This window comes from Saccharopolyspora spinosa NRRL 18395 (genome assembly GCF_000194155.1).
GTDB lineage: Bacteria > Actinomycetota > Actinomycetes > Mycobacteriales > Pseudonocardiaceae > Saccharopolyspora > Saccharopolyspora spinosa.
The window spans coordinates 2986055-3011827 of the sequence record NZ_GL877878.1 but is presented as its reverse complement, the minus strand read 5'-3'; the positions used below and the strand labels follow the sequence as shown (position 1 = coordinate 3011827).

Genomic DNA, 25773 nt, shown 5'->3' with positions numbered 1-25773 from the left:
ACGCCACGGAGCGGTTGCACTTGCTTCCCACCTCTCAGTACAGGTTGGCGTGGGCGATGAGCGCCACGGTCACCGTGATCGCGCCGCCGATGCGCGTCGCGATCTGCGCGAACGGCATCAGCGCCATGCGCCGGGTGGCGCTGAGGATCGCGACGTCGCCAGTGCCGCCCATGCCGGTGTGCGTGCCGACGACGATCGCGGTGTCGACGGGGTACATGCCGATCCAGCGACCCACCAGGAACGCGGTGGCCATCATGGTGCCCACGGTGGCGACGATGGTGATCACGGTGGCGACGGTGAACGCCTTGAGCAGCTCGTTCCACGGCGTGGACGACACCCCGATGGCGAACAGCAGCGGGTAGGTCACCGCTGTCGACATGAATCCGTAGACCAGGCCCGAGTGGTGTTCGAGGCTGCGCGGCAGCCAGCGGCTCAGCTTCAGCAGGAGGCCAGCCGAACAGCGCGTGCGTGGCCTCGCCCAGCAGGTACAGCGCGACGGCCATGAACCCGGCGGCGGCCAGCTGGCGGATGTCGAAGGCGACGTGCCCGCGATCGGCGAGGTCGAGCTCGTCGTCCTCGGTGGGCTGGATCTTGCCGAAGCCGGTGGTCTGCGGGAAGCGCTGTCCGATCATGGACAGCACGCTGGAGAACACGATCGCGCAGACGTTGGCCAGCAGCACCACCGGAAGCACCTGCGCCAGAAGCGTTTCCGCCTGGCCGGCGCCGGACTGCGCGTAGCCGAGGGTCAGCGGGATGGCGCCCTCGCCGAGGCCGCCGCCCATCACCGGCACGACGATGAAGAACACGGTCCGGTGCAGGTCGCCGGTGATCGCCCAGCCGACCAGCGAGCCGGCGACCAGCGCGGCCGCCGAACCCGCGGCCAGCGGCACGAAGATCTTGAGGAAGCCTCTGATCAGCACCGTGCGGTTCATGCTCAGGATGGAGCCGACGATGATCCCGGCGATGAACACGTACAGGAAGTTCGTGGACTTGTAGAACGTCGAGATGTGCTTGGCCAGGTCGGCGGGGATCCACTGCGCGGCGACCAGGAATGCGGGCAGGAAGGTCACCAGGATGACGGGCCCCCCGATCGAGCGGAAGCCCGGGATGCGCCGCCCGACCTCGTAGCAGGTGTAGCTGCAGACGCCGAGCAGCGCGGCCATCGTCGGGATGTCGGCCGCCAGGTCGTCCTGCCAGGCGAGCACCGCGAGCACGACGACCAGCAGCGCGTAGAACGGCAGCGGGATGACACCGATCCGGACCGACCAGATGGGCCGGGGTTGCTCGGTGGGAGCCACTTGCTCTGCCGATACCGCGTCCGGGGGTGATGCCATCTCGCTACCTCCTCGTAGGGATAGCAGGCATCAAACCCCCGCCCCCCGGGCTGCGAGTAGAGGCCGATTCCCGAGGTGGGCATAAGCCGCGCTGATGGCTCGGCTGCCGAATCGCTCCTACGCCGGTGCGCGCAGGAGGCTGGCGACCAGGCCGCGGGCGTAGTGGGCGTCGGTGCCGTGGGGGCGGAACAGGATGCGGTACATGATCGGGGCGACCACCCGGTCGAGAACGGCTTCGACGTCGGGGGCGGGCTCCTCGCGGGCAACCGCGCGGGCGAGCATGACGTCGATCTGCTCCGCGGCGTAGGCCGAGCACTGGCCGGCATTGCCGCCGTCTGGGGAGCCGAGCAGAGCATCGCGGAGGTAGGCGCGCCCGGGCGGCGAGCTCATCTCGTCGAGGAACTGCTCGGCCCATGCGGTCAGGTCGGCCGTCAGCTCCCCGTGGTCCTCCGGGGGAGTCTCGGGGCGGAGCCGCTCGACCGCGACGTCCGACAACAGCTCGTGGAGATCGCCCCAGCGGCGGTAGATCGTCGACGGGGTGACCCCGGCGCGGGCGGCGACCAGCGGCACCGTCAACGCCTCGCGCCCCACCTCGGCGACCAGTTCACGCACGGCGGCGTGCACCGACTCCTGGACGCGTGCGCTGCGGCCGCCGGGGCGGACCATCGGTTTCTTCCCCACGTCGACAGCTTAAAGCGAAATCCTTGCATCTAGTCGCCAGCTGTCGCCGGGGCGAGCGGGCGGGCGGGTTCGCCGCGTTCGTAGGCGTGCCCGACGCGCAGCAGCGTCGCCTCCTCGAACGGCCGCCCGAGGAGCTGCATCCCGATCGGCAGGCCCATCCGGTCGTGGCCGACCGGAACCGACAGCGCGGGAAACCCCGTGATGTTCGCGGGAGCAGACAGGCGCACGTAGGCGTCGGACACGCTTTCCACCGTGCCGTCCGGCCAGGTGATCGATTCCTGGCCGGACGGCACGGCGGTGGCCGGGACCGTCGGAGCGGCGATCACGTCCACCGTCTCCAGCAGACGCGTCCACTTCTGCCGCATCAGCGTCCGCGCCCGCTGCGCGCGCAGGTAATCCCCGGTGGTCAGCAGCTCCCCGGCTTCGAGTAGCACGCGGACGTCACCGGTGTAGCGATCGGGAACCGCGCGCAGGGTCCGCTCGTGGTAGGCGGAGGCCTCGGGGACCATGAGCCCCCACTGCGTCGCCTGGACGTAGCGGGTCATCGGGATCTCGACGTCGACCAGTCGCGCGCCGAGCGCCGCCAGCCGGGCGATGGCGCGCCGCACCGCGGCGGCAATATCCGGCTCGACCCGGTCGAAGAAGTAGTTGCCGGGTACGCCGACGCGCAGCCCAGCGAGGTCCTCCGCCGCCGGCCGGTAGCGCGCGGTGGGCGCGGGCACCGATGCCGGGTCGCGCGGGTCGTGCCCGGCCAGCACCGACAGCGCCAGCCCGGCGTCCTCGACCGTGCGGGTGATCGGCCCGACGTGGTCCAGCGACCAGCTCAGCGATGTCACGCCGTGCCGGGGCACCAGGCCGTACGTCGGTTTGAGGCCGACGACCCCGTTCAACGCGGCCGGAACCCGGATCGATCCGCCGGTGTCGGTCCCCAGCGCGAACGTGGCCATGCCCGCCGCGACGGCCACCGCCGATCCGCCGCTGGAACCGCCGGCGATCCGGCCGGAATTCCAGGCGTTGCGGGTCTGCGGCGTGGTGAGCCCGTAGGCGAACTCGTGGGTGTGCGTCTTGCCGACCAGCGCGGCACCGGCGCCGGTCAGCCGCGCGGCCACCGTGCTGTCGGCGTCCGCGCGATGCCCGGCGCGCACCTGGGAGCTCGCCGTGGTCGGTTCGCCCGCCACGTCGATCAGATCTTTCAGCGCCACCGGAATCCCATGCAGCGGACCTCGCTGGTCCCCGGCCGCAGCCTTGCTCGCCGTTTCCCGCGCACGCTCCGCCGTGACCGCGACGAAGGCACCCAGCTGCGGGTCCAGTTCCTCGATGCGCCGCAGGACCGCTTCGGTCAGATCGACCGGTGACAGCCGTCGCGCGCGGATCGCTTCCGCCGCAGCTGCCAGGGACAACTCATGAGGCTCCATTGCCGGCCCCCTCGCCGGCGCGGTAGCCGAACGCGGGCGGGACGTCGCCGAAGTCCAGTTCCCGCAGGACCGCGACGACGGAGCGGATGTGCTCGGCGGTGACCGCCACCTCCGCGTGCCGGGCCGCATCCAGTGGAAGTCCGGCGCGGGCGGCCCAGCGGGCAGCCTCCGGTGGCGTGAGTTCCTCTGCGGGCATGATTCCCCTTCGATATTAAAGCTAACAGTTTGCTTTAGTGGACTGTACGACCTAGGCTGGATTAACGCAAACACATAGCTTTTATGGCAGGATCTGGCGTTGCGACCAGCGTCGACGCATCGATCTCCACCTGCGAATCGAGGGAACATGCCCGCACATCCGGTGCCGTCGTGGACCGTGGGCGACGTCGTCGTCCACCGCATCGACGAAACCCCGCTGCCCCCCGAAACCGGCCCCTGGCTGCTGCCCGACGCCACTGCCGACGTCGTCACCCGGCACGACTGGCTGCGGCCAGACCTCGCCGACCCCGACGGAGTCCTGCGCCTCGCCAGCCACAGCTTCACGTTCACCGCCGGCGGCCTGCGCATCCTCGTTGACACCGGCATCGGCAACGGCAAGAACCGCGCGAACCCGGCCTGGCACGACCTGAGCACCGACTACCTCGAACGCCTCACCGCCGCCGGATTCCCGCCCGAATCCGTCGACTTGGTCGTCCTCACCCACCTGCACACCGATCACGTCGGCTGGAACACGCGGCAGCAGGACGGCGCATGGGTCCCGACGTTCCCCGGCGCCCGCTACCTCGTCACCCGCGTTGAACGGGAATTCTGGGCAGGACGAGCGATGGACGAGCCGCGACGGCAGATGTTCCGCGACTCGGTGCACCCCGTCGAGGACGCCGGTCTGCTCGACCTCCTCGACGTCCCGGCCGAAGGCGCGGACATCGCGCCCGGTGTGCGCCTGCTGCCCACTCCCGGGCACACCCCCGGGCACGTCGCGGTCCGGTTGACCAGCCTCGGCGACGCGGCGCTGATCACCGGCGACTGCGTCCACCACCCCGTCCAGTTCGCCCACCCCGGCATCGGCAGCTGCGTCGACATCGACCCCGAGCAGTCCGCCGCTACCCGCCGCACGCTGCTTGGCTCCCTCGCCGGTGCGGACACCCTCGTGCTCGGCACCCACTTCCCGCCGCCCACCGCGGGCCGCGTCGCCGCGCACGGCGACGCCTATCGCCTGATCCCGGTCCCGCCGGAGCAGTAACCGGAAGGCTTCGTGCGGCCTAGCGCGCAAGGGCGCCCGCTGGCGTCAGCGGGTCTGCGGCGGGTCAGGAGCGAGGGTGCCGTCCGGGGCGATGTGCTCGAAGATCTGGTCGACCAGCGCCACCACGTGCGGGTCGTCGACGGTGTAGAGGTGGCGGCGGCCGTCGCGGCGGGCGGTGATGACACCCGCCAACCGGAGCTTGCTCAGGTGCTGGCTGACCGTCGCGATGCTGATGCCGACCCGCTTGGCCAGCGTGCCCACGTCGTAGGAACCGTGTGTGATCAACCACACAAGATGTAGTCGTGGTGGGCTGGCGAGCAGCGCGAACGTCGCCGCGGCAGCGGTCAGCTGGGCCCCGGTCGGTTCGGCGTCCCGCCTGGGCAGGTCGGATTCTGCGGCGGACGGCGCGGGATTTTTCGGCATGACGAGCTCGATTGTTCCTGACCGCGCAACCCCCGGGTGGACACCGCGCAAACGCTTCGTTGGTTGCGAAAACTACGAAATGAATGCCAGGGTGATCTCGTTCCGAAGGGGAGTAGTCCGCAAGCCCACCGTTCGACACGCTGAGATCTTTCTCCGGCGGTGGCGCCCGCGACGCGGGTGGACGCGACCTTCGGCCAGCTGATCTGCGCCTGGCCGAGACTCCTGGACGTCCCGGCCGAGGCAGGCCACGGCCCGGGAAGGTGTTCGATGTCCACCAAGCTGCTGCGACCGCTCGCGCTCTGCGGATCACTGGCGGTGCCCGCGTTGGTCCTCCGGTTCTCCGGGCTCGCGCCGAACCCGGTGCTTGGATTGCTGCTGTTCGGTATGGCAGTGGTGGCCTCGTCGTTCGTGCTGGCCTGGGCTGCGGAAGCGGCGCAGGTCGACATCTCCGGCGGGCTGGCGATCGCGATCCTCGCGGTGATCGCCGTGCTGCCCGAGTACGCGGTCGACCTCTACTTCGCCTACACCGCGGGCAGCAATCCCGAGTACGTCGCCTACGCCGCGGCGAACATGACCGGCTCCAACAGGCTCCTGCTCGGCCTGGGCTGGTCGCTGGTGGTGATCGTCGCGCTCGCGCTGGCCACGCGGCGCACCGGGAAGTCGGTGCGCGAGTTGACATTGGAGTCCGACAACCGGGTGGAGCTCGGGTTCCTCGCGATCGCCTCGGTGGTCGCGTTCCTGGTGCCCGCGACCGGTCAGATCTCGCTGCTGCTCGGGTTCGCGCTGCTCGGGTTCTTCGTGTTCTACCTGTGGAAGGTCTCGCGCGCCGAGGCGGAAGAACCCGACCTGGTCGGCACCGCCGCCACCATTGGCGGACTGCCCAAGCACGTCCGCCGACCGCTGGTGATCGCGCTGTTCGTCTTCGCCGCAGCGATGATCGTCGTCTGCGCCGAACCCTTCGCCCACTCGCTGATCGAAACGGGCACCAAGCTGGGCATCGACCAGTTCCTGCTCGTGCAGTGGCTCGCGCCGCTGGCCTCGGAAGCGCCCGAGTTCATCGTCGCGATCCTGTTCGCCGTCCGGGGCAAGGGCGCGGACGCGATCGGCACGCTCATCTCCGCCAAGGTCAATCAGTGGACGCTGCTGGTGGGCAGCCTGCCGGTGGCCTACCTGTTCGGCGGTGGTGGGACGGCGCTGCAACTAGACGCCCGCCAGGTGGAGGAGTTCCTGCTCACCGCGACCCAAACGGTGCTCGGGGTGGCCGCTCTGCTGGCGCTGCGCTTCCCGCGCTGGACGGCGTGGACGCTGCTCGGGCTGTTCGCGGCGCAGTTCGCGTTGCCCGGACAGACCGCCCGCTACGTCCTGTGCGGCATCTACGCCGTGATCGCGATCGCCGCGCTCATCCGCAACCGCCACCACATCCTGCCCACCCTCGCCGCGCCCTTCCGGCGCCAAGGCGACGACAGCTCGGCAGCCCCCGAACCTGCGAGCGCCGTCCGCTGATCGAGCGGCTGTCCATCAGCGGGCGCACCCCCAGCTTCGCGCCCGCTGGTGAGCAGCCTTCACGTGCTGCGCAGGGCGACGCAGCACTCCCCGGGCCGCGGGTCCAGGGCGGCCTCCACGGACCATGCCTGCAGCCCGGCCAGGAAGCCCTGCAGGAAGGCGTGGTTGAGCCCGCAAACCAGCTGCGGCGACCTGGCGGTCAGCGGGTGGAACGGGCAGTTTCGCAGCCGGACGCAGGTCGGGGTCTCCCGGTCGGGTTCGAAGCCGTAGCGGCTGAGCACCTCTTCGGTCCTGGTCAGCGCGCGTTCGGCGCCGAGGCGGCCGGGGCGGCTGCGGAGGCGTTCTTCGGCGCCGAGGCGGTGTCCACGTTCGCGTGCGGTGCGCATCGCCGACTCGATCGCGGTCTCGCGCTCGCCCTCGGTGAGCACCGCGTCGAGCAAGATGTCGGCCAGCAGGTCGGGACGCCTCGGCGGGATGCTCACCCCGATGTGGGCGTCGGTGGGTTCGTAGACCTTCGGCGTGCGGCCGACCTTGCGGATGCCGCCCACCGGTTCGAACCGCGCGCACAGCAGCCCGGCGTCGACGAGCTTGTCCAGGTGGAAGGCGGCGAGCTTGCGAGAAATGCCAACCGCGGCGGCTGCCTCATCCCGGCCGACGGGCCGACGGGCACGGCGGATGAACTCGAACATCCCGCGCCGCAGGCCGTCCGCCAGTACTGCGACCGCCGCCATCGAGCCCGCAGCTGGCTCATCGCTGGACACCATGCCTTCACGGTAACGCCTCTCACGCCCAATTTGGTGTCTGAAATTGGCATGGAGAGGTCACATGCTGCTGCATTGACCCGATGGCATGAAAAAGACTAGCGTTCATTGGTGAAACTAGTCCGGGTGGCCGAGCCGGGTAGCCTGGCGCAACCGACCCAGAGGATCGCCTGATGTCCGCACCTGTCCTGCACGTCGCCCACCAGCCCGACGGTGAGATCGATCTCGCCGCCGCCGAGAAAGCGGCCGGTGATCTGCTGCGGGCGTTGGGGATATCCACCGATTCCGAGAGCCTGAGCGGCACGCCGGGGCGGATGGCACGCGCCTACGCGGAGCTGTTCACGCCGCGGCCGTTCGACCTGACGACGTTCCCGAACGAGGAGCAGTACGACGAGTTGGTGCTCGCCCGGGCGATCCCGGTCCGCTCGGTCTGCGAACACCACCTGCTGCCGTTCGTCGGCACCGCGCACGTCGGCTACCTGCCCGGCGACCGGATCCTCGGGCTGTCCAAGCTGGCCCGGGTCGTCGAGCACTTCGCCTGCCGTCCGCAGGTTCAGGAACGGCTGACCAAGCAGGTCGCCGACTGGCTATGCGAGCAGTTGGAGCCCAAGGGCGTCGGCGTCGTGATCGAAGCCGAGCACACCTGCATGACCCTGCGAGGTGTGCAGGCCACCGGCTCCAACACCGTGACCTCGACGCTGCTGGGCACCCTGCGGCAGGACGCGCGGTCGCGGCAGGAATTCTTCGCCCTCACCGGCGTCAACGCCTGACTCAGCCCGCCCGGGTGGGCGCGGGGGCCTGCCGGGTTTGGTGGAGCAGCGCGTCGAGCGCGAACGGTCCGGCCCCCAGCACCGCGAACAGTAGGAAGAACCAGCTGTACAGCACGGCCGGAACCCCGCCGTTCAGGATCGGGAGCAGTCCCCGGGGCTGGTGCACGGTGAAGTACGCGAACGCCATCGCGCCGGAACACACCAGCGCCGCCGGCCTGGTGAAAAGTCCGAGGAGGACCAAGGCCCCGCCGACGACCTGGATCAACCCCGCCCACCAACTCGGCCACACGAACAGCGGTACGGAGTAGGGGGCGCCTAGAACGCCGAACAGGCCGGCCACGCCGTGCTGGATGAACAGGAACGACACGACGATCCGCGTCACGGACAGCGCGATCCCGCCGAGTCGATCAGGAATTTCGTGAGTCACATTCCCGCCCCCCAAAAAAACGGTCGGGTTTTCGCGACACCCCTAGGTGTTTCCACCCCGGGGCGTTCTCAACCTGGCGGACGACGCGAAGGACCGCCGTTGGCCGAGGCCGGCGCCGGGCAGCTCACGAGACGAGTGGTCCCGATGTGGATGAAGGTCGAGCAAGGAGCGCCCGGACTGCTCCTCCTCGGAGCATCGTCTTCGCCGACGGCGAGCAGATGCGATCCCTGTTCACCACCAAGCAGGAACGCGAGTCAAGTTTAGGTTTTGTCACGCCGGGACATGCCGCACGCGGCGGCCGTGACCAGTTGAAGCGGCTTGTACAACGCCGAGCAGACCGCTCGCGACCATCGCGGCGATCGAGGTGAGGGGCACCCTTGGGCGGCACAGTCGCTCAAGGGTGCCCCTCACCACCCGCCCTCCGCTGATCGATGATCAATGAGGTGGAGGTGTGCTCGGCATCGACGACCAGGCCGCCGCGAGGCTGGGAGTCGGAGCGTAGCGCGGCCGCCAGCCGGTCGAGGTAGCCCGCCAAGCGCTCTCGCTCGGCACCGTCGTAGCGGCCCTGCTCCAAGTCACCGACGGCAATCCCCAAAGCGAGGACCACGCCTCGTGTCATTTGCGCAAGTTGGTGGTCGTCCGGCGTGGTTGTCGCGTACCGACCGGGTGCCGTGTCGCCGGTCATGGCCGCACCTCGCCACGAGCCTGCAAGATTCCGGCGCGGCAGTCGCCGCACTCGGGCATCAGCGTCCAGTCGAGCGGCGACGCCTCATCTAGGTTGACCTGCTTGCGGCACACGGTGTGGCACTCGGCCTCCTGGCCGTCCCAGCGTCGACCCCAGAACGCATGACGCGTTCCTGCTCGCACCCGCGGCCCTTCCGCAACCTCATCGACTGCCGGTACCTGTTGGTCGGGTACCGGCATCCAGAACACCCGGTGGGTGTGTGGGTTGGCGAAGCGGCTGTCGACCATGCTCATACCCAGAACGTATGAGCATTGATCGTCGGTCGGGTAGGACCCTTTGTCCTACTACCCGATCAGCTCACTCCGAGTGTGGAGGCCAGGTTTCGAAGCGTGCTCGATCGCTGTTTGGTGGTGTGCAGCAGCTCTCGCACGACGACCTTCGGCAACTGCTGGTGCTTGGCCCAGTTCGGCGACGACTGCACCGCCGTGGACATGAGCGGCAGCGCCGTTTCGGGCTGGCCGAGCCGAACGTGGGCAAGTGCCCGGTCGGCAAGGTGACGGCAGCGCGCCATCGTGGGCAACGCGGCGCCTTGATTCGGCAGCGTCGCCGCGGCGTCCACCGCCCGGTCGTAGTCGCCGAGTGCAATGTGGACGTCGGCGGACTGCATCGCGATCAGCGACGGGCCGAACGTGGTGCTGTAGTCGTTTCGGTCCTCGCCGACCCGTTGGGCAACATCGGCGGCAGCAGCCAGATAGTCCCGTGCCGCGGGGGCATTCCCGTTTCGTGCTGCTGCGTTGCCCGATTGAAGCAGCAGAGACCCATAGGCCGACAAGTGCGGCGCCGCTGCGGCACCGTGGGGCTCGATGCTGGCTGCGGTTCGTTCAGTCAGCCTCATCGACTCGGCGTAGCGACCGGCGACCATCAGCTGCCACGCCAACGACCCTTGGACAGTGGCGTGCATCCACGGGTCGTTACCCTCAGCTGCCAACCGCACCGCCCACCGGGTGGCAGCGGATGCAGCGTCGTTGTGCCGCAGATGCATCAACGTGGACCCGGCAGCCCACAACGTCCGGGCCAGCGCGTAGGCGAGTGCAGGTTTGTCAGGCAAGTTCGCGGTGGAGTACCCCGCGCGCAGTCCGTAGATCAGGTTCGGAAGCGCCGCAGCTGCGGCGTCGTGGTCCCCTGACCAGTAGATGCCCCACGCGTAGACATCGGCACGTTGGGCGGCGTCGACGCCGACCGGTTCGACATCGGCGGGCGGGCCGATCAGGTCGTCGAGGTCGGTCACGGCGTGCCGCAGCTCCACCGCACCCTCTTGCGGCGCCTGGTCCGGGACGCGGGCCGGACCAATCAAGTCCGCAAGCGTGACGTCCAGGGCGCGGGCCAGCTTGTGGAGGCTCGCGACGCTGGCAGTGGTTCGCGTGCCCTGTTCGAGCTTGCGCACCAGGTCGACGGACAGCCCGGCCTTGTCGGCGAGTTCCCGTTGCGTGTAGAGCTTGCCGCGCAGTTGGCGGGTGCGGTCGCCGATCGGCTGGCCGGGTTCGATGAAGCTACCCATGATCACCCTCGATTCGCGGAGTCGGGGTCTCTCGCGGAATGCCCCGGCGGCCAACCGGGGGCGTCGCGAGCTCCGCGAGAAGGTGCACCGCCAGCGTAGCGGCGAAACGATCAGGCGACGACCAAGATCAACAGCGCCCTGCCCCGGCGAGCTGGTGAGGCGGGGTGTTCGCTCAGTGCCGGTCGCCCACCGCGGCCTGGTGGTGTGCCTCGCGTGCCCGCTCGTCGGTGGCGGACGCGCCGTAGCGGGCGACCATTTCGCGGGACCTCTGCCCGTTCAACCGCATCAGGTCCTGTTCTTGGCCGCTGGCGGCCGGGCGGGTTCACCAGCGTTCGCTGACCGCGACGTCGGAGTGGAGACCCAGGACGTCTACATGGATCGGAAGTCCACCGGCGGCTCGGCGGCTGACGCACTGGAGAAACCTGCTCCGGCGAGCTGAGCCAAAGATGGGGGTAGAGTGGTGGTTGATCTTGAACGAGATCAACCACCACGTCGTTTAACAGGCGTTTTGCGCCCCCAGCAGGACTCGAACCTGCGACCTAAGGATTAGAAGTCCTTTGCTCTATCCAGCTGAGCTATGGGGGCCGATCGGAGCGCAGCTCGTCTGAGCTGCAGCAAGCAGGGTAGCCGCAGTCGCCCGCAGGTGTGGCACTGACGCCGCACCGTTGCCGAGCCGGTATCGAACGGCAAGCTGATCGACAACCAGGCTCCGCCCGATCAGGCCGGTGGCAGCTTGTGCAAGGCGGCGGCCGTGAGCTTGCCCAACTGGTCAGCGGTGTCGGCCGCGGCCGCCCCCTGCATCGAGAGCATGGTCAGCAGCGTCCGGTCGGACCGGATCGCGGTGGCCGCCGTGCAGGTCTGGTGGCTGTTCACGAGTTCGCAGTACAACCAGGCCGAATGCCCCTCGATGTTGAGCTGCACGCCGCGCGGTTGGCGCCGGGACACGACCTCGTAGGGCTCGTAGAAGCCGGCTGCGGCGGTGTTCTCCCGGCCGCTGGTCAACAGCTGAGAGCAGGTCCCGGCGATCGGGTTGTCCGGGTGTGGCGGCCCGACCGGACCGCCGACGACCGCGAGGTCCGCCGGTGTCAGCAGGGTGCATGGATCGATCCCGTCGAAGTTGCGCGGGATCGCGATGTGCGCCTGCACGGCGTCGGTCGATCTCGGCTGGGCGGGCTCTGCCGGGTGGTTCTCGTGGAACCCCGCCGCAGGGATCGGCTCGCCCGGGATCTTCGAGGCGCAGCCGGCCACCGTGCACAGCAGCAACATCGGCAACATGAACGCACAGCGACGGACAGTGGTCACTCCGCAACCGTAGCGGCCCGCACGTGCGGGAAACCAAGCTCCCGACCGCCATCCTGCAAGGTGGCCGCCCGGGACTGGCCGTTACGCTCGGTATGTGCCATCCGAGACCCCCGCTCCAGCACCGGAACGGCGCACGTCGAGCACGGTCGGCGTGCTCGTCATCACCGCCGGGGTGCTGGCGGCGCTGATCGCCGCCGCTCTGACCGCGCTTTCCGCTGGCGCTTCCTACGCGTTGCTCGGCTTGCCGGACCCTGGGCCGGTCACGCAGTACGGCTTGCCGGTCGTCCGGGTGGTGGCCGAATCCGGCGCGGTGGTGTGCATCGGCTCGCTGCTGCTGGCCGCGTTCGGGATTCCGGCGATGCGTTCGGGCCCGCTGGCCGCCGACGGTTACGCCGCCGTGCGGACCGCCAGTTGGGCGGCCGCGGTGTGGTGCGTGGGTGCGGCGCTGATGGTGCCGTTCATCGCCGCCGACGCCACTGGGCGCCCGGTGGGGGACGTGCTCAGCGTCGACGTGCTTTTCGGCCTGGTCGACGCGTTGGAAGAAGCCAAGGCGTGGGCGCTGACCGCGCTGATCGCGTTCGTGGTCGCCCTGGTCTGCCGGGTGGTGCTGTCCTGGGGCTGGACCGTGATGGCCTTTGCCCTGGGTCTGGTCGGGTTGTTCCCGGTGATCGCCACCGGCCACTCCGCGAGCGGCGGCGCGCACGACATCGCGACCAACAGCCTGCTCGTCCACCTGTTCGCCGCGGTCCTGTGGGTGGGTGGTCTGGTGGCGCTGCTGGCGCACGCCGCCCGCCGGGGTGCGCACCTTCCCCTGGTGGCCCGGCGGTTCTCGCAATTCGCCCTGGTGTGCTGGATCGCGATGGCGCTTTCCGGCGTGATCAACTCGCTGGTCCGGGTGTCGCCGACGGACCTGTTCACCTCCACCTACGGTGTCCTGCTGGTGCTCAAGGTCGTCGGCCTGGTGGCGCTCGGCGCGTTCGGGTACTTCCAGCGCCGCAGCGTCGTCCGGCGGTTGGACGACGGGGCCGGTGCAGCCGCGCTGCTGCGGCTGGGCGCGGCGGAGGTGCTGATCATGTTCGCCACGATCGGCGTCGCTGTCGCTCTCGGACGCACCCCTCCGCCGGCGGGGGGCAAGGCAGTGCCGGGCCGGACGGAGCTGCTGATCGGCTACCCGCTGGACGCCCCGCCGACGCTGTTCCGGCTGCTGTTCGACATGCGGTTCGACCTGATCTACGGCACGTTCGCGCTCGCGCTGGCCGGGCTGTACCTGTTGGGCGTTTACCGGCTGCGCAAGCGCGGCGACGCCTGGCCGGTCGGGCGGACCATCGCCTGGATGTGCGGGTGCGCGACGATCTTCATGGCCACCTCGTCGGGTATCGGCAAGTACGCGCCCGCCCTGTTCAGCGTGCACATGGGCCAGCACATGCTGATGTCCATGCTGGCGCCGGTCTTCCTGGTGCTGGCCGGCCCGACTTCGCTGGCGCTGCGCGTGTTCAAACCCGCCGGGAAGACGCAGCCGCCCGGGCCGCGCGAATGGCTGCTGGCGTTCGTGCACTCGCCGGTGGCGCGGGTGCTGACCAACCCGTTCGTGGCGTTGGCGCTGTTCGTCGGCTCCTTCTACGCGCTGTACTTCTCCGGCCTGTTCGACGTGGCGCTGACCCAGCACTGGGCGCACCTGGCGATGAACGCGCACTTCCTGCTGGTCGGCTACATCTTTTACTGGCCGGTGATCGGCATCGACCCGGCGCCGCGCCCGCTGCCGTCGCTGGGCAAGGTCGGCCTGGTCTTCGCCTCCATGCCGTTCCACGCGTTCTTCGGAATCGTGCTGATGATGTCGCAGACGGTGATCGGGGCGGCCTTCTACCGCGGCCTCGACCTGCCCTGGATGACCGACCTGCTCGCCGATCAGCGGCTCGGCGGCGGCCTGGCGTGGGCGTCGGGCGAGGTGCCGCTGGTCGTGGTGATGCTGGCGCTGCTGATCCAGTGGTCTAGGGCCGATTCCCGGGCTGCCCGGAGGATTGACCGGAAGGCCGATGCGGACGGCGGCGCGGATCTGGCCGCGTACAACGAAATGCTCAGGCAACTCGCCGAGAAGGACACCCCTCGTAGCAAGTGATCTGGCCGATCGGCCGGGATGTGCGCGAAACGTGGTAAATCTGTTGCGCTGCGTGACATCGCTCGGGCAATCTCCTGGTCGTGGGCCGGAAATCGGTCTCGCGGGACCGAGCGGAGCGACAGATGTCCGAGACGCAGGTGACGGTGGTGGGCAACGTCCTTCTACGCCACGGTGAACTGCTGGAAGTGGCTGGCCGACGGGGTCGCCAGCGCGGTGGGCAAAGGAGATCCGGTGGTGGCGACCGGACGGTTGCGCACCCGCGATTACGAATCGGGCGCGGAAGTGGCGCACCGTGGTCGAGTTGGAGACCAACGCGAGCGGGCTGGACCTGGCGCGCGGCGCGCCACCGGAGGTGACCGGCATGTCAAGACCACGTCCGGGACGCGACCGCGGGCCGGTCTCCTTGCCTGGCGGCTGATCGCGACCTTCGCGGCCGACCAGCGACAACTTCGATCTGGAGGAGGTGATAGCCGTCGGTACGAGGCGGATTGATGCCGACGGCGAGGGGCTGGGGGACCGCGTGCGCGGCCCGACACGGGGCGCAACTACGATTCATGTCATGGCCGAGTTCATTTACACCATGAAGAACGTGCGCAAGACGCATGGTGACAAGGTCATCCTCGACAACGCGACCATCCAGTTCTACCCCGGCGCCAAGATCGGCGTCGTCGGTCCGAACGGGGCTGGCAAGTCGACCGTGCTGCGCATCATGGCGGGACTCGACCAGCCGAACAACGGTGAAGCGTTCCTCACGCCGGGTTACACCGTCGGCATCCAGCAGCAGGAGCCTCCGCTCAACGAGGAGAAGACGGTCCTCGGCAATGTCGAGGAGGGCGTCGGGGAGATCAAGCAGAAGCTCAACCGCTTCAACGAGATCGCCGAGCTGCTCGCGACCGACTACTCAGACGAGCTCATGGAGGAGATGGGCAAGCTCCAGGAGGACCTGGACCACGCCGACGCGTGGGAACTGGACTCCCAGCTGGAGCAGGCGATGGACGCCCTGCGGTGTCCGCCGCCGGACGCGGAGGTCAAGAACCTCTCCGGTGGCGAGCGCCGCCGGGTCGCCCTCTGCACGCTGCTGCTGAGCAAGCCCGACCTGTTGCTGCTCGACGAGCCGACCAACCACCTCGACGCCGAGAGCGTGCTCTGGCTGGAACAGCACCTCGCCACCTACCCGGGCGCCGTGCTCGCCGTCACCCACGACCGGTACTTCCTGGACAACGTCGCTGGCTGGATCCTGGAGCTGGACCGCGGCCGCACCTTCCCCTACGAGGGCAACTACTCGACCTATCTGGAGAAGAAGGCCGAGCGGCTGGCCGTGCAGGGCAAGCGCGACGCGAAGCTGCAGAAGCGCCTCAAGGGCGAGCTGGAGTGGGTTCGCTCCAACGCCAAGGCCCGCCAGACCAAGTCGCGTTCCCGTCTGTCGCGCTACGAGGAGATGGCCGCTGAGGCGGAGAAGACCCGCAAGCTCGACTTCGAGGAGATCCAGATCCCGCCGGGCCCCCGCCTGGGCAACGTCGTGGTCGACGTCGAGAACCTGAAGAAGGGCTTCGACGAAAACCTCCTCATCGACGGGCTGTCGTTCACGCTGCCGCGCAACGGCATCGTGGGTGTCATCGGGCCGAACGGCGTCGGCAAGACGACGCTGTTCAAGACCATCGTGGGCCTGGAGCAGCCGGATTCCGGCACGGTCAAGGTCGGCGACACCGTCAAGCTGTCCTATGTGGACCAGAACCGGGCGAACATCGACCCGAACAAGAACGTTTGGCAGGTCGTGTCCGACGAGCTGGACTACATCCGGGTCGGCCAGGTCGAGATGCCTTCGCGCGCCTACGTCAGCGCCTTCGGGTTCAAGGGCCCGGACCAGCAGAAGCCGGCCGGGGTGCTCTCCGGTGGTGAGCGCAACCGCCTGAACCTGGCGTTGACGCTCAAGGAGGGCGGCAACCTGATCCTGCTGGACGAGCCGACGAACGACCTCGACGTGGAGACGCTGAGCTCGCTGGAGAACGCGCTCGAACAGTTCCCCGGCTGCGCCGTGGTGATCTCCCACGACCGGTGGTTCCTGGACCGCGTCGCCACCCACATCCTCGCGTGGGAGGGCGACGACGAGGACCCGGCGAAGTGGTTCTGGTTCGAGGGCAACTTCGGTGGCTACGAGGAGAACAAGCTCGAGAGACTGGGGCCGGACGCGGCCCGCCCGCACCGCGTGACGCACCGAAAACTGACCCGGGGCTGAACGGAGGCGCCTTGGCGAGCGTGCCCGCTTCACCGAACACAAGCTCGGCACAGGGATTGCTCGAACCCGCACGGCAGATGCGGTGGCGAGTCCCCGAGTTGGCATTGGTGCTCAGTGATCGCGCGGTTGCGCTCGCCAGGCGCGCCGGTGATCGGGCGATTCGGCTGCGCGCCGAGGCCGTCGCGTTGTTCGCCTCGAACCGGCTGGGCCGCGGTGTCGCGGCCAGCAGTCGGGCGCTCGCGGCGGTCCGCGACGCGGAGGCGGCGGGCGACGCCGAGGTCGAGGCGGAGCTACGGGTCGAGCTGGCCTGGTGCGCCAGCAGCGCGGGCAGCGGCGAGGTCGCCGTTCGCGTGCTGAACCCGGTGCTGGAGCAGGACCGGATCGCGCCCGAGGTGCGGGCGCATGCCCTGCTCGCGTTGGCGGCGTCGCTGCCCGCGCACGGGCAGGACGGGGACCGTTCCGAGGCGCTCGACGAGGCCGAGCGGCTGTACGAGGCGTGCGGGCTCAGCCGGGACACCGCCCGGCTGCTCAAGGCGCGGGTCTGCGCTGCGCGTGCGGCGCATCGCCGCAGGCTGGGCGAGTTCGACGAAGCCATCGCGGTGGCCGGCGCCGGACTGGCGCTGCTCGGGCAGCTCGGCGACCCGGCTGCGGACAGCGGGGAGATGCGCGCCCGGCTGGTGCTGGAGCGGGTGCTGTCGCTGCTGGAACTGGGGCGCCGCCCGGAGGCCGTCCAAGCGACTGAATCCGTGCTGGCGCAGCCGGTTCGCGCCGCGGCGGCCGGGCCGGTCGGCTGGTTGGGGCTCGCGATGGCCACCCGCGTGCACCTGCCGGACGGCAACCACGGTGCGGCGGTGCGGACGCTGAACGACACTGCGGCGATCTCCGAGCGGCACAAGCTGGACGGGCTGCTTGCCGAAACCCTGAACACCCTGTCCCACGTGCACGAACGCGGCGCCGAGTTCCCCGAAGCGCTTCGCGCGCTCCGGGGCGCGTATTCCGCCGACCGGCGCTGGCGCGCGACCGTGCACACCGCGCGAGTCCGGTTGCTCGCGGATTACCCGTTGCGCTCGGGCGATGTCGAGGTGCCTCGGCAATCGAGCGCTCCAGCCGAGCCGGGACCGGCGGGGCCGGCGGTGCCGGTCCCCGAACGGGCCGGGGCCCGGGCAGCCGAACCCGAGCAGCCGGAGCCCGTGGCGCCACAACCTCGGCGACCCGAACGGGGCCTGCTCGAGCAGGGCTTTCCCGAGCCTTCCGAGCCGGAGCAGGCGACGTCCCGGCACCGGTCGGGGTATGAGGAAACGCACGACGCGGCACGCCGGTTAATGGAGACGCTCACCAATCGGACCGCTGAGCTGCGCGAAGGCGGACACCGACGGCAGGAGCTGCCCGAACCCCGGACCGCCGGGGAGCCGGAAGCCACCGAAGAAGCGGCGTCGCAGACGATCATGTTCGACTCGTCGGCATTGGAGTCCCAGGCGGCCGGGATCGGGCACCACGACTGGCAGGCGGCCGCCGAACCTGAGGCCGCCCAAGAGGCCCGGGTGATCCAGGTGCCCCAGGTCGAGGCGGTCGCCTTCGCGGAGTCGGCCGACCAAGGTTTTCCGAGCCACGAACCGGTTTCCGAGGAATACGCCGAACCGGTCGCGACGACGGCGCAGGCGAGCTGGTGGCCGTCGGAAAATCCGGACCAGCCGCAGAACGCCGAGCGCACCGTCCCCGAGGTGCCGGTGGCGCACGAACCCCAGCCCACCGAGTCGCATCAGCCGCTGTCGGTGGAGTTCCAGCCTGCCGAGTCTCCGCCGGTCGAGCTGCTGCCCAGCACGGCAGTGCTCGCCGCAGCGGCAGACGACATTCACCGGCCGACGCCCGCCGCCAATGACGATCACGATGTGATGGACGCCACGACGATCCTGCCGGTGATCGGCGGCCCGGCCGGACCGGCCGATCTGCCGGGAACCGGATCGGCAGCGCGCACCCGACCGGAGGAATCGTCGCCGGACGGCCTGTACCCCCGGGAATCGCGGTACGGGGATTCGCAGGGCGGCCGAGACCTGCCGGGGAACGACCTCCACGCCATCGAACAGCCGGGTAGCTACCAGGTCCACGACGCACCGCAGGACGTACCGGCTCGCGGCAGCCGCGAAACCGAACCGGCAGCCGAGACACCAACGGGTGGGACTCCGGCGGCGGAGGTGACCCCGGCGAGCGGGACTTCGGTGCCCGAGGCTCGCCCGGGCGGGACGCAGCGGCGCGAGGGCGGACGCCGGGCGCGTGGCAAATCGCTGGCCGAGATCCGCGCCAGCCTCCAACTGTCCGCGGAGCCGCGCAGGAGCCGTCGCCGAGCACGGCACGCCGATCTGGCCGAACCGGTCGAGTCATCCGACACACGAGAAACGTCCGAACCTGCGGTCGCACCACCAACTCCAGCCGCGGAAGTGCTGGGCCGTCACCGCCAGGACTGGGCGACCGAACCGAACCTCCCGGTGGTCGAGGGGCATCGAACGGAGGAACTTGCCGGCGACGGAGACGCCGCTGAGCCGCCAGCCGCCGAGCCATCGATCCCAGTGCCGCTTGCTGCGGAGTTAGCGACCGCAGAGCAGCCGGGGGAAGAGGCACCGGCCGCCGAGCCCGCAGCCGAGTCGGCGGGAGCGGATGCGAGCCCGCCGGGGAAGATCGGGCTCGCCGAGCTGCTGACCGAGGCGCTGATGGCCTACGAGAGCGGTCGGCGCGAGCAGCCGGAAGCCGGGGAAACCGCGCCGTCCGGTCGGCACAGCGAAGCGCGTGTGTCCGGAATCACCGGACCGCCCCAGGTCTCCCACGCGACACATTCGTCCACATCGGACGATCGCGGTTCGGGCCTGGCCGCCCGGCACCGCCGCCCCGCGATCGACTCCACGGCGGTGGATCCGCTGTTCTGAAAGCCTTTTTGCCGAAATCGCGCGGCCAGTTCGTCCAATGCGCAAGTCGCGATCTCCGGCGGCGCGGTGCGAAGCGGCCGCGCGGTGCAGGTGACCCCACAGTCTTTCCGGGGCGGTTCTTGGCGGGGTTCGGCGCGAAGGGATTCAAGATCGTTCTTCTGAAACGTCCAAGACATCGATCTTTGTGCCGCTTTTAACGTGTTCGACTGCGTTGCCGCCCTCCGCCTCTTGGCGGAACTGGCAGTCTTAAGGTGGAACCTGTTGGCACAATGAGGTGCCGTCAAGCGTGGAGCTGCCTGAAGATGACCTCGAACCCCGGACAGTTGAAGACCGGAGAACGCTCGCGAGCCGATGGGGATGACGCGGCCGGCGAGCGCTCCGAGAACCCCGAACTGGCCAAGCGCCGCCTCCTGGACAGAGCGGTCGAGTTCGCCCCTGAACTCGCCGAGCTGTTGCACGCCTACTACCGGCACGTGCCCGCCGAAGAGCTCGTCGACGACGAACCCACCGACCTCGTCGGAGCACTGCGGTCGCACTACCGGCTGGCCTCGGCGCGTGTCGCCGGACGCCCGCTGGTGCAGATCTCCAATCCGGACCGCGACGATGACGGCTGGCAGAGCCAGGCGACGGTCGTGCAGATCGTCACCGACGACATGCCCTACCTGGTGGATTCGGTCATCGCCGAGCTCGGCCGCGATGGCGCCGAGGTGCAGCGCATCATCCACCCCATCTTCGTGGTCCGCCGCGACGTGGCCGGCGAGCTGCAGGAAGTGCTGCCCGGTGCGGACCCGGCGGAACCGCCGGCCGACGCGATCGCCGAGAGCTGGATGTTCGTCGAGGTCGACCGGGTCGTCGACGAAGAGCGGCTGAGCGTCCTCCAGCACGGCCTGACCGACGTGCTCAACGACGTGCGCGAGGTCGCCGAGGACACCGAGCGGATGCACGCCACCGCCAAGGCGCTGTCCGACGAGCTGGAGCGGACCCCGCTGCTGCTGCCGGGCGAGGAGGTCCACAACGGAGCCGAGCTGCTGCGCTGGTTGGCCGACGGCCACTTCACGTTCCTCGGCTACCGGCACTACGAGCTGGTCAACGGTTCCGGACCCGCGCTGCAGGCCGTGCTGGCCTCCGGGCTGGGCGTGCTGCGCAGCGACAGCGTCGCCGCGCGCAGCCTGACCGCCGGGCCGGACGTCCTGGCCAGCGCGCTGTCCAAGGACCTGCTGGTGCTCACGCAGGCCAGCGCACCGTCCACAGTGCACCGTCCGGTGCACCCGTTTTACGTCGGTGTCAAGACTTTCGACGAGTCCGGGCAGGTCAACGGGGAACACCGGTTCCTCGGGCTGTTCAACACCGCCGCGCTGCACGAAGACGTGCTCGACATCCCGTTCATCGAGCGCCGGGTGCGGGAGATCATCCACCGCGCCGGGTTCCCGATGGAGTCCTACTCGGGCCAGCGGATGCTGGAGGAGATCCAGAACTACCCGCGCACCGAGCTGTTCTCCACCGACCCGGACACGCTGCAGGAAACCATCACCGGCGTGCTGGCGCTGGCCGAGCGGCGCAAGCTCAAGCCGTTCCTGCGCCGCGACCCGTACGGCCGCTTCTACTCCTGCCTGGTGTACCTGCCGCGGGACCGCTACACGACCAGTTCCCGGCTGGCGATGCAGGAGGTGCTGCTGGAGGAGCTCCACGGCACCGGCCTGGAGTACAGCACGAGGGTCGGCGAATCCACCCTGGCGCGGGTGCACTTCGTGGTGCACACCGACCCGGAGCACCAGGTCGAACCGGACCTGGCGCGCATCCAGCGGCGACTCGACGAGGCCATCCACACGTGGGACGACCAGATGATCGAGGAGGTCGACGCCGAGCAGTCCGGCGCCGGCCGCGACGGGCACCACGCGACGCGCAGCCTGTCGGAAGCGATCAGCCAGATCGGTCAGAGCTGCGCGTCGAGCTTCCCGGAGTCCTACAAGGAGGACTTCACCGCAGCCGAGGGCCTGGCGGACCTGCGGCGGCTGGAATCGCTGTCGGGTTCCCGCGACCTGAAGATGTCGTTCTACGCGCCGCGGGACGCCAGCGCGGGCCAGCGCCGCTTCAAGCTCTACGTCGGCGGCCGGGTCACCCTGTCTCGGGTGCTGCCGGTGCTGCAGAGCATGGGCGTCGAGGTCGTTGACGAGCGACCGTACGAGGTGATCGTCGGCGACACCGACCAGCAGTACTGGATCTACGACTTCGGGCTGCGGCTGGACCCGAGCTTGCTGGACAGCGCGACCAGCGGGGGCCTGCTGGACACCCTGCGGGAGCGCTTCGAGGACGCCTTCCGGGCCGCCTGGCTCGGTGACGCCGAGGTAGACCGGTTCAACGCGCTGGTGCTGCGCGCCGGGCTGAACTGGCGGCAGGCCTCGGTGCTGCGCGCCTACGCCAAGTACCTGCGGCAGGTCGGCGTCGCCTACAGCCAGGACTACATCGAGGACGCGATCCTGGCGCACCGCACCACCACGACGACGCTGGTCAGGCTGTTCGAGACGCGCTTCGACCCGGCGCTGGGCGCGGACGACAGGGCGTCCCGCGAGGCGGACCTGACCGACGATGTCGCCAGGCTGATCGACGAGGTCACCAGCCTCGACGCGGACCGGATCCTGCGCAGCTACCTGAGCCTGATCCGCGCCACGCTGCGGACCAACTACTTCGCCAGGGACGAGCAGCGCGAGCGCTCCTACCTGGCGTTGAAGCTGGAGCCCAGGGAGATCCCGGGGCTGCCGGAGCCGCGCCCGCAGTTCGAGATCTTCGTGTACTCGCCGTGGGTCGAGGGCGTGCACCTGCGGTTCGGTTCGGTGGCCCGCGGCGGTCTGCGCTGGTCGGACCGGCGGGAGGACTTCCGCACCGAGATCCTGGGCCTGGTCAAGGCGCAGGCGGTGAAGAACGCGGTGATCGTGCCGGTCGGCGCGAAGGGCGGCTTCGTGGTGAAGCGGCCGCCGACGCCCACCGGCGACCCGGCGGTTGACCGCAAGGCCACCCTCGACGAGGGCATCGCCTGCTACCGGATGTTCATCTCCGGGCTGCTGGACCTGACCGACAACCTGGTCGGCGGCGAGGTGGCCCCGCCGCGGGACGTGGCGCGCCACGACGGCGACGACACCTACCTGGTGGTGGCGGCCGACAAGGGCACCGCGAAGTTCTCCGACATCGCCAACGACGTCGCCAAGTCCTACGGGTTCTGGCTGGGCGACGCGTTCGCCTCCGGCGGCTCGGTGGGTTACGACCACAAGGCGATGGGCATCACCGCGAGGGGCGCGTGGGAGAGCGTCAAGCGGCACTTCCACGAGCTCGACGTGGACACCCAGTCCGAGGATTTCACCGTGGTCGGCATCGGCGACATGGCCGGGGACGTCTTCGGCAACGGGATGCTGCTGTCCGAGCACATCAAGCTGGTGGCCGCGTTCAACCACATGCACGTGTTCATCGACCCAGCCCCGGACACGGCGGTGTCCTTCGCCGAGCGCCGCAGGCTGTTCGAGCTGCCGCGGTCGACCTGGGACGACTACGACCGCACCAAGATCAGCGCCGGTGGTGGTGTGTGGTCGCGGTCGCTGAAGTCGATCCCGCTGAACCCGCAGATCCGGCAGGCGCTGGGCATCGACGAGTCGGTGCGCCAGCTGGCCCCGGCCGAGCTGATCAAGAGGATCCTGCTGGCCCCGACCGACCTGCTGTGGAACGGCGGCATCGGCACCTACGTCAAGGCCGCGACCGAAACGCACGCCGAGGTCGGCGACAAGGCCAACGACGCGGTCCGGGTCAACGGAGCCGACCTGCGGGTGAAGGTCGTCGGCGAGGGCGGCAACCTCGGGCTGACGCAGCTCGGGCGCATCGACTTCGCCCGCGCCGGCGGCAAGGTCAACACCGATGCGCTGGACAACTCCGCCGGTGTGGACTGCTCCGACCACGAGGTCAACATCAAGATCCTGCTCGACCACCTGGTGACCGACGGGAAGCTGACCGGTGAGCAGCGCAACGAGTTGCTCGCGGACATGACGGACGAGGTCGGCGAGCTGGTGCTGGCCGACAACCACTCGCAGAACGCGGTGCTGGGCATCTCGCGGGCGCACGCCGCCCCGATGGTGTCGGTGCACGCCCGCCAGGTGACCGCCCTGGAGAAGAGCACGGGGCTGGACCGCAAGCTGGAGGCGTTGCCCACCCCGAAGGAGTTCCGCGACCGAGAGAAGGCCGAGGAGGGACTGAGCTCACCGGAGCTGGCGACGCTGATGGCACACGTCAAGCTGTCGCTGAAGCGCGATGTGCTGGCCAGCGGCCTGCCGGACGCCGAGGTGTTCAGCAGTCGGCTCCCGGAGTACTTCCCGAAGCCGCTGCGGGAGCACTACGGCAACGCGATCGCGGCACACCCGCTGCGCCGGGAGATCATCACGACGCTGCTGGTGAATGAGATGGTCGACGGCGCGGGCATCTCCTACGCCTACCGCCTGTCGGAGGAGATCAGCGCTTCGACGACCGACGCGGTGCGGGCGTTCGCGGTGGTCACCAACGTCTTCGGGCTGCGCGAGCTGTGGGCGCAGATCGACGCGCTGGGTCGTTCGATGCCGAGTTCGGTGGCCGACGAGCTGGTGCTGGAAAGCCGCCGACTGCTGGATCGGGCGGCGCGCTGGATGCTGACGAACCGGCCGCAGCCGCTGGCGATCGGCGCCGAGATCAGCCGGTTCCAGCCGGTGGTGGCGGAGCTGTCCGACTCGGTCCGCGGACTTCTTCGCGGCCGGGCGGCTGAAGGCACCACCGAGATGGTCGACGGCTGGGTGGCGGCTGGCGTCCCGGAGGACCTGGCGGAACGCGTCGGCGTGCTGCTGGATTCGTTCGCGCTGCTGGACATCCGGGAGATCGCCGAGCTCGCGGAACGCGACGCGGGGGTCGCGGCGGAGCGCAGCCCGGGGGAGAGCGCGGACCTGTACTACTCGCTCGCGGAGCACCTCGACGTCGAGCGGATGCTGCTGGCGGTCAACGAGCTGGAGCGCGGGAACCGGTGGCACTCGCTGGCCCGGTTGGCGTTGCGGGATGATTTCTACGCGTCGCTGCGTGCGATCACCATCGACGTCCTGCGGACCAGCGATCCGGAGGACAGTCCGGAGGAGAAGATCGCTCGTTGGGAGTCGACCAACGAGTCGCGACTGGCGCGGGCCAACTCGTCGATGGAGCAGATCAAGAACTCCGGTCGGCTGGATCTGGCCACGCTGTCGGTGGCGGCCCGCCAGCTGCGCAGCATGGTCTGGTGAACGTCGGGTGGCTTGCGATCGTGCTGGCCGCAAGCCACCCGAACGGCAGAAAGGAAGCTCGCCAGTGGGCGCGTTCGTAGCCGAGGTGTCCCTGCGCTGGTCCGACATGGACGCGTTCGGGCACGTCAACCATGCCAGGACGATCACGCTGCTGGAGGAGGCGCGGGCCGAGCTGCTGTTCTCCGAGGCGGAACGGCAGGGCCTGCTCGGGATGGCGGAGGGCATGGTGGTCGCCCGGGTCGTGGTCGATTACCACAGTCCGCTGCTGTACCAGGCGAGGTCACTGCAGGTGCGGATGTCGGTGCGGGAGCTGAAGGCCGCGTCGTTCATCGTCGACTACACGGCCTACGCGCAGGAGGCGGTGGCCACCGCGGAAACCCTGATGGTGCCCTACGACCTGCGGGCGGGGCGGCCGCGGCGGCTGACCTCGGAGGAGCGCGACTTCCTCGCGGAGTGGCAGCTCGAACCAGCGAAGTCGGAGTTGGGCCGTGCCTGAGCTGCGGATGCCCGACTCGGTCGAGCGGGAGGACCTCGGAGCGTTCGTGGCCCGCGCGGTGCGGCTGGACGGCCAGGCGCTGGTGCGCTTGCGCAACAGGCCTGGCGCAGGCCGCGTCGACGTGTGGGCGGCGACGCCCTTCGACGCGCTGTCCACCAGGTCGGTCGAGGGCGAGGTCGAGCCGTCGGACGTGACGGTGTCCGGGAACGAGCTGCTGGCCACGTTGACGGTGGCGGGCGCCCCGGTGATGGACCCCGGACCGCCGCGGGATCTGATGTGGCGCTCCGAACTGCCGCCGGTCGAGGGCTGGCACCGGGTGGACGACCTGCCGGCGAAGCTCGTCGGCGAGGTCGCGGAGCGGGGCATCGACGTGGCCAAGGACAACGTCGGTCCAAAGGGGACACCGCCGGCGTCCCTGCTGGACCAGGAGGTCTTCACGGTCAGCGGTTCCGGTTTCGAGGTGAAGGTTCCGCTGCGCTGCCTGTTTGTGTTGTCCGGCATGGGTTTCCTGGTGCCCAAGCCAGCGGAGTCGGAGATCGTCCGGGTCAGCGCAACCGACGCTTGGCTGCGACTCGACTCCCGCTACGGCGCGGTGGTCCGCCGCCGCCACGCCCTGCTGCCGCTGCTGGTCTGAT

At 69.5% G+C, this 25773-nt stretch carries 20 protein-coding genes, 1 tRNA gene and 1 pseudogene; 9 read left to right on the top strand and 13 right to left on the bottom strand.

Annotation, left to right across the window (positions count from 1 at the left end):
- Positions 1-34: 34 nt before the first annotated feature.
- The 5 genes and pseudogenes from SSPN_RS62615 to SSPN_RS0115105 all read right to left on the bottom strand — a co-directional run bounded on the left by SSPN_RS62615 (position 35) and on the right by SSPN_RS0115105 (position 3626).
- On the bottom strand, positions 35-394 hold the full coding sequence (locus tag SSPN_RS62615; protein WP_420187957.1) for a 2-hydroxycarboxylate transporter family protein: 360 nt from the start codon (positions 392-394) through the stop codon (positions 35-37).
- 70 nt (positions 395-464) lie between these two features.
- Positions 465-1334: pseudogene (locus SSPN_RS62610) on the bottom strand (2-hydroxycarboxylate transporter family protein); the annotation flags it as partial.
- A 117-nt stretch (positions 1335-1451) separates the two neighbouring features.
- Entirely contained in the window at positions 1452-2015 is a 564-nt protein-coding gene (locus SSPN_RS0115115; RefSeq protein WP_010695952.1) for a TetR/AcrR family transcriptional regulator, read from the bottom strand.
- Positions 2016-2044: 29 nt separating this feature from the next.
- Positions 2045-3415, bottom strand: coding sequence for an Asp-tRNA(Asn)/Glu-tRNA(Gln) amidotransferase GatCAB subunit A (locus tag SSPN_RS0115110; RefSeq protein ID WP_010695951.1), 1371 nt, complete (start codon positions 3413-3415; stop codon positions 2045-2047).
- A gap of 1 nt (position 3416) precedes the next feature.
- The gene (locus SSPN_RS0115105; RefSeq protein ID WP_010695949.1) at positions 3417-3626 is read right to left on the bottom strand and encodes a hypothetical protein; all 210 of its coding nucleotides are present in this window, start codon (positions 3624-3626) and stop codon (positions 3417-3419) included.
- A gap of 147 nt (positions 3627-3773) precedes the next feature.
- Here SSPN_RS0115105 and SSPN_RS0115100 point away from each other — a divergent pair, with 147 nt between their 5' ends.
- Positions 3774-4667 carry an MBL fold metallo-hydrolase gene (locus SSPN_RS0115100; RefSeq protein ID WP_010695947.1) on the top strand — a complete coding sequence of 298 codons (894 nt, stop codon included), beginning with the start codon at positions 3774-3776 and terminating at the stop codon, positions 4665-4667.
- Positions 4668-4712: 45 nt separating this feature from the next.
- On the opposite strand, the gene SSPN_RS0115095 is transcribed toward SSPN_RS0115100, so the two are convergent.
- Positions 4713-5090 carry an ArsR/SmtB family transcription factor gene (locus tag SSPN_RS0115095; protein WP_010695945.1) on the bottom strand — a complete coding sequence of 126 codons (378 nt, stop codon included), beginning with the start codon at positions 5088-5090 and terminating at the stop codon, positions 4713-4715.
- Positions 5091-5357: 267 nt separating this feature from the next.
- Between SSPN_RS0115095 and SSPN_RS0115090 the strand changes: the two genes are divergently transcribed.
- A complete protein-coding gene (locus tag SSPN_RS0115090; RefSeq protein WP_044574053.1) occupies positions 5358-6593 on the top strand; it encodes a sodium:proton exchanger in 1236 nt (411 codons plus the stop codon).
- 59 nt (positions 6594-6652) lie between these two features.
- Here the strand turns inward: SSPN_RS0115090 and SSPN_RS0115085 are convergent, their stop codons facing one another.
- The gene (locus SSPN_RS0115085; RefSeq protein WP_029535353.1) at positions 6653-7357 is read right to left on the bottom strand and encodes a helix-turn-helix transcriptional regulator; all 705 of its coding nucleotides are present in this window, start codon (positions 7355-7357) and stop codon (positions 6653-6655) included.
- Positions 7358-7527: 170 nt separating this feature from the next.
- On the opposite strand from SSPN_RS0115085, the gene folE reads away from it, so the two are divergent.
- Entirely contained in the window at positions 7528-8124 is a 597-nt protein-coding gene (gene folE / locus SSPN_RS0115080) for a GTP cyclohydrolase I FolE (protein ID WP_010695939.1), read from the top strand.
- 1 nt (position 8125) lies between these two features.
- On the opposite strand, the gene SSPN_RS0115075 is transcribed toward folE, so the two are convergent.
- The 6 genes from SSPN_RS0115075 to SSPN_RS0115040 all read right to left on the bottom strand — a co-directional run bounded on the left by SSPN_RS0115075 (position 8126) and on the right by SSPN_RS0115040 (position 12096).
- The gene (locus SSPN_RS0115075; RefSeq protein WP_010695937.1) at positions 8126-8551 is read right to left on the bottom strand and encodes a DoxX family protein; all 426 of its coding nucleotides are present in this window, start codon (positions 8549-8551) and stop codon (positions 8126-8128) included.
- Between the two features lie 394 nt (positions 8552-8945).
- A complete protein-coding gene (locus SSPN_RS0115070; RefSeq protein WP_010695936.1) occupies positions 8946-9236 on the bottom strand; it encodes a hypothetical protein in 291 nt (96 codons plus the stop codon).
- Positions 9233-9529, bottom strand: a complete 297-nt coding sequence (locus tag SSPN_RS53715; protein ID WP_010695935.1) for a hypothetical protein — start codon at positions 9527-9529, stop codon at positions 9233-9235. The genes SSPN_RS0115070 and SSPN_RS53715 overlap by 4 nt, the downstream gene beginning before the upstream one ends.
- Before the next feature lie 59 nt (positions 9530-9588).
- Complete coding sequence (locus SSPN_RS0115055; RefSeq protein WP_010695934.1) at positions 9589-10794, bottom strand: helix-turn-helix domain-containing protein; 1206 nt, start codon at positions 10792-10794, stop codon at positions 9589-9591.
- Between the two features lie 511 nt (positions 10795-11305).
- Positions 11306-11379: transfer RNA gene (locus tag SSPN_RS0115045), tRNA-Arg, on the bottom strand.
- A gap of 132 nt (positions 11380-11511) precedes the next feature.
- On the bottom strand, positions 11512-12096 hold the full coding sequence (locus SSPN_RS0115040) for a DUF3558 family protein (protein ID WP_237710548.1): 585 nt from the start codon (positions 12094-12096) through the stop codon (positions 11512-11514).
- Positions 12097-12247: 151 nt separating this feature from the next.
- Between SSPN_RS0115040 and SSPN_RS0115035 the strand changes: the two genes are divergently transcribed.
- The 6 genes from SSPN_RS0115035 to SSPN_RS0115005 all read left to right on the top strand — a co-directional run bounded on the left by SSPN_RS0115035 (position 12248) and on the right by SSPN_RS0115005 (position 25772).
- Positions 12248-14212 carry a bifunctional copper resistance protein CopD/cytochrome c oxidase assembly protein gene (locus tag SSPN_RS0115035; protein ID WP_010695929.1) on the top strand — a complete coding sequence of 655 codons (1965 nt, stop codon included), beginning with the start codon at positions 12248-12250 and terminating at the stop codon, positions 14210-14212.
- A 559-nt stretch (positions 14213-14771) separates the two neighbouring features.
- Positions 14772-16448 (top strand): energy-dependent translational throttle protein EttA, encoded by a 1677-nt coding sequence (gene ettA, locus SSPN_RS0115025; protein ID WP_010695927.1) that lies wholly within the window; start codon positions 14772-14774, stop codon positions 16446-16448.
- Positions 16449-16555: 107 nt separating this feature from the next.
- Entirely contained in the window at positions 16556-19366 is a 2811-nt protein-coding gene (locus SSPN_RS43895; RefSeq protein ID WP_143539492.1) for a hypothetical protein, read from the top strand.
- A gap of 302 nt (positions 19367-19668) precedes the next feature.
- Positions 19669-24642 carry an NAD-glutamate dehydrogenase gene (locus SSPN_RS0115015; RefSeq protein WP_010695923.1) on the top strand — a complete coding sequence of 1658 codons (4974 nt, stop codon included), beginning with the start codon at positions 19669-19671 and terminating at the stop codon, positions 24640-24642.
- A gap of 64 nt (positions 24643-24706) precedes the next feature.
- Positions 24707-25138 (top strand): acyl-CoA thioesterase, encoded by a 432-nt coding sequence (locus SSPN_RS0115010; protein WP_010695921.1) that lies wholly within the window; start codon positions 24707-24709, stop codon positions 25136-25138.
- Positions 25131-25772: a DUF8010 domain-containing protein gene (locus SSPN_RS0115005; protein ID WP_010695919.1), complete on the top strand. Its 642-nt coding sequence runs from the start codon at positions 25131-25133 to the stop codon at positions 25770-25772. The genes SSPN_RS0115010 and SSPN_RS0115005 overlap by 8 nt, the downstream gene beginning before the upstream one ends.
- Position 25773 lies beyond the last annotated feature (1 nt).

Excerpts from the sequence above, each read along its gene's own strand:
- SSPN_RS0115105 (WP_010695949.1), bottom strand. The coding sequence starts at position 3,626 with ATGCCCGCAGAGGAACTCACGCCACCGGAGGCTGCCCGCTGGGCCGCC.
- SSPN_RS0115100 (WP_010695947.1), top strand. The coding sequence starts at position 3,774 with ATGCCCGCACATCCGGTGCCGTCGTGGACCGTGGGCGACGTCGTCGTC.
- SSPN_RS0115095 (WP_010695945.1), bottom strand. The coding sequence starts at position 5,090 with ATGCCGAAAAATCCCGCGCCGTCCGCCGCAGAATCCGACCTGCCCAGG.
- SSPN_RS0115090 (WP_044574053.1), top strand. The coding sequence starts at position 5,358 with ATGTCCACCAAGCTGCTGCGACCGCTCGCGCTCTGCGGATCACTGGCG.
- SSPN_RS0115085 (WP_029535353.1), bottom strand. The coding sequence starts at position 7,357 with ATGGTGTCCAGCGATGAGCCAGCTGCGGGCTCGATGGCGGCGGTCGCA.
- folE (WP_010695939.1), top strand. The coding sequence starts at position 7,528 with ATGTCCGCACCTGTCCTGCACGTCGCCCACCAGCCCGACGGTGAGATC.
- SSPN_RS0115070 (WP_010695936.1), bottom strand. The coding sequence starts at position 9,236 with ATGACCGGCGACACGGCACCCGGTCGGTACGCGACAACCACGCCGGAC.
- SSPN_RS53715 (WP_010695935.1), bottom strand. The coding sequence starts at position 9,529 with ATGAGCATGGTCGACAGCCGCTTCGCCAACCCACACACCCACCGGGTG.
- SSPN_RS0115055 (WP_010695934.1), bottom strand. The coding sequence starts at position 10,794 with ATGGGTAGCTTCATCGAACCCGGCCAGCCGATCGGCGACCGCACCCGC.
- ettA (WP_010695927.1), top strand. The coding sequence starts at position 14,772 with ATGGCCGAGTTCATTTACACCATGAAGAACGTGCGCAAGACGCATGGT.
- SSPN_RS0115015 (WP_010695923.1), top strand. The coding sequence starts at position 19,669 with ATGACCTCGAACCCCGGACAGTTGAAGACCGGAGAACGCTCGCGAGCC.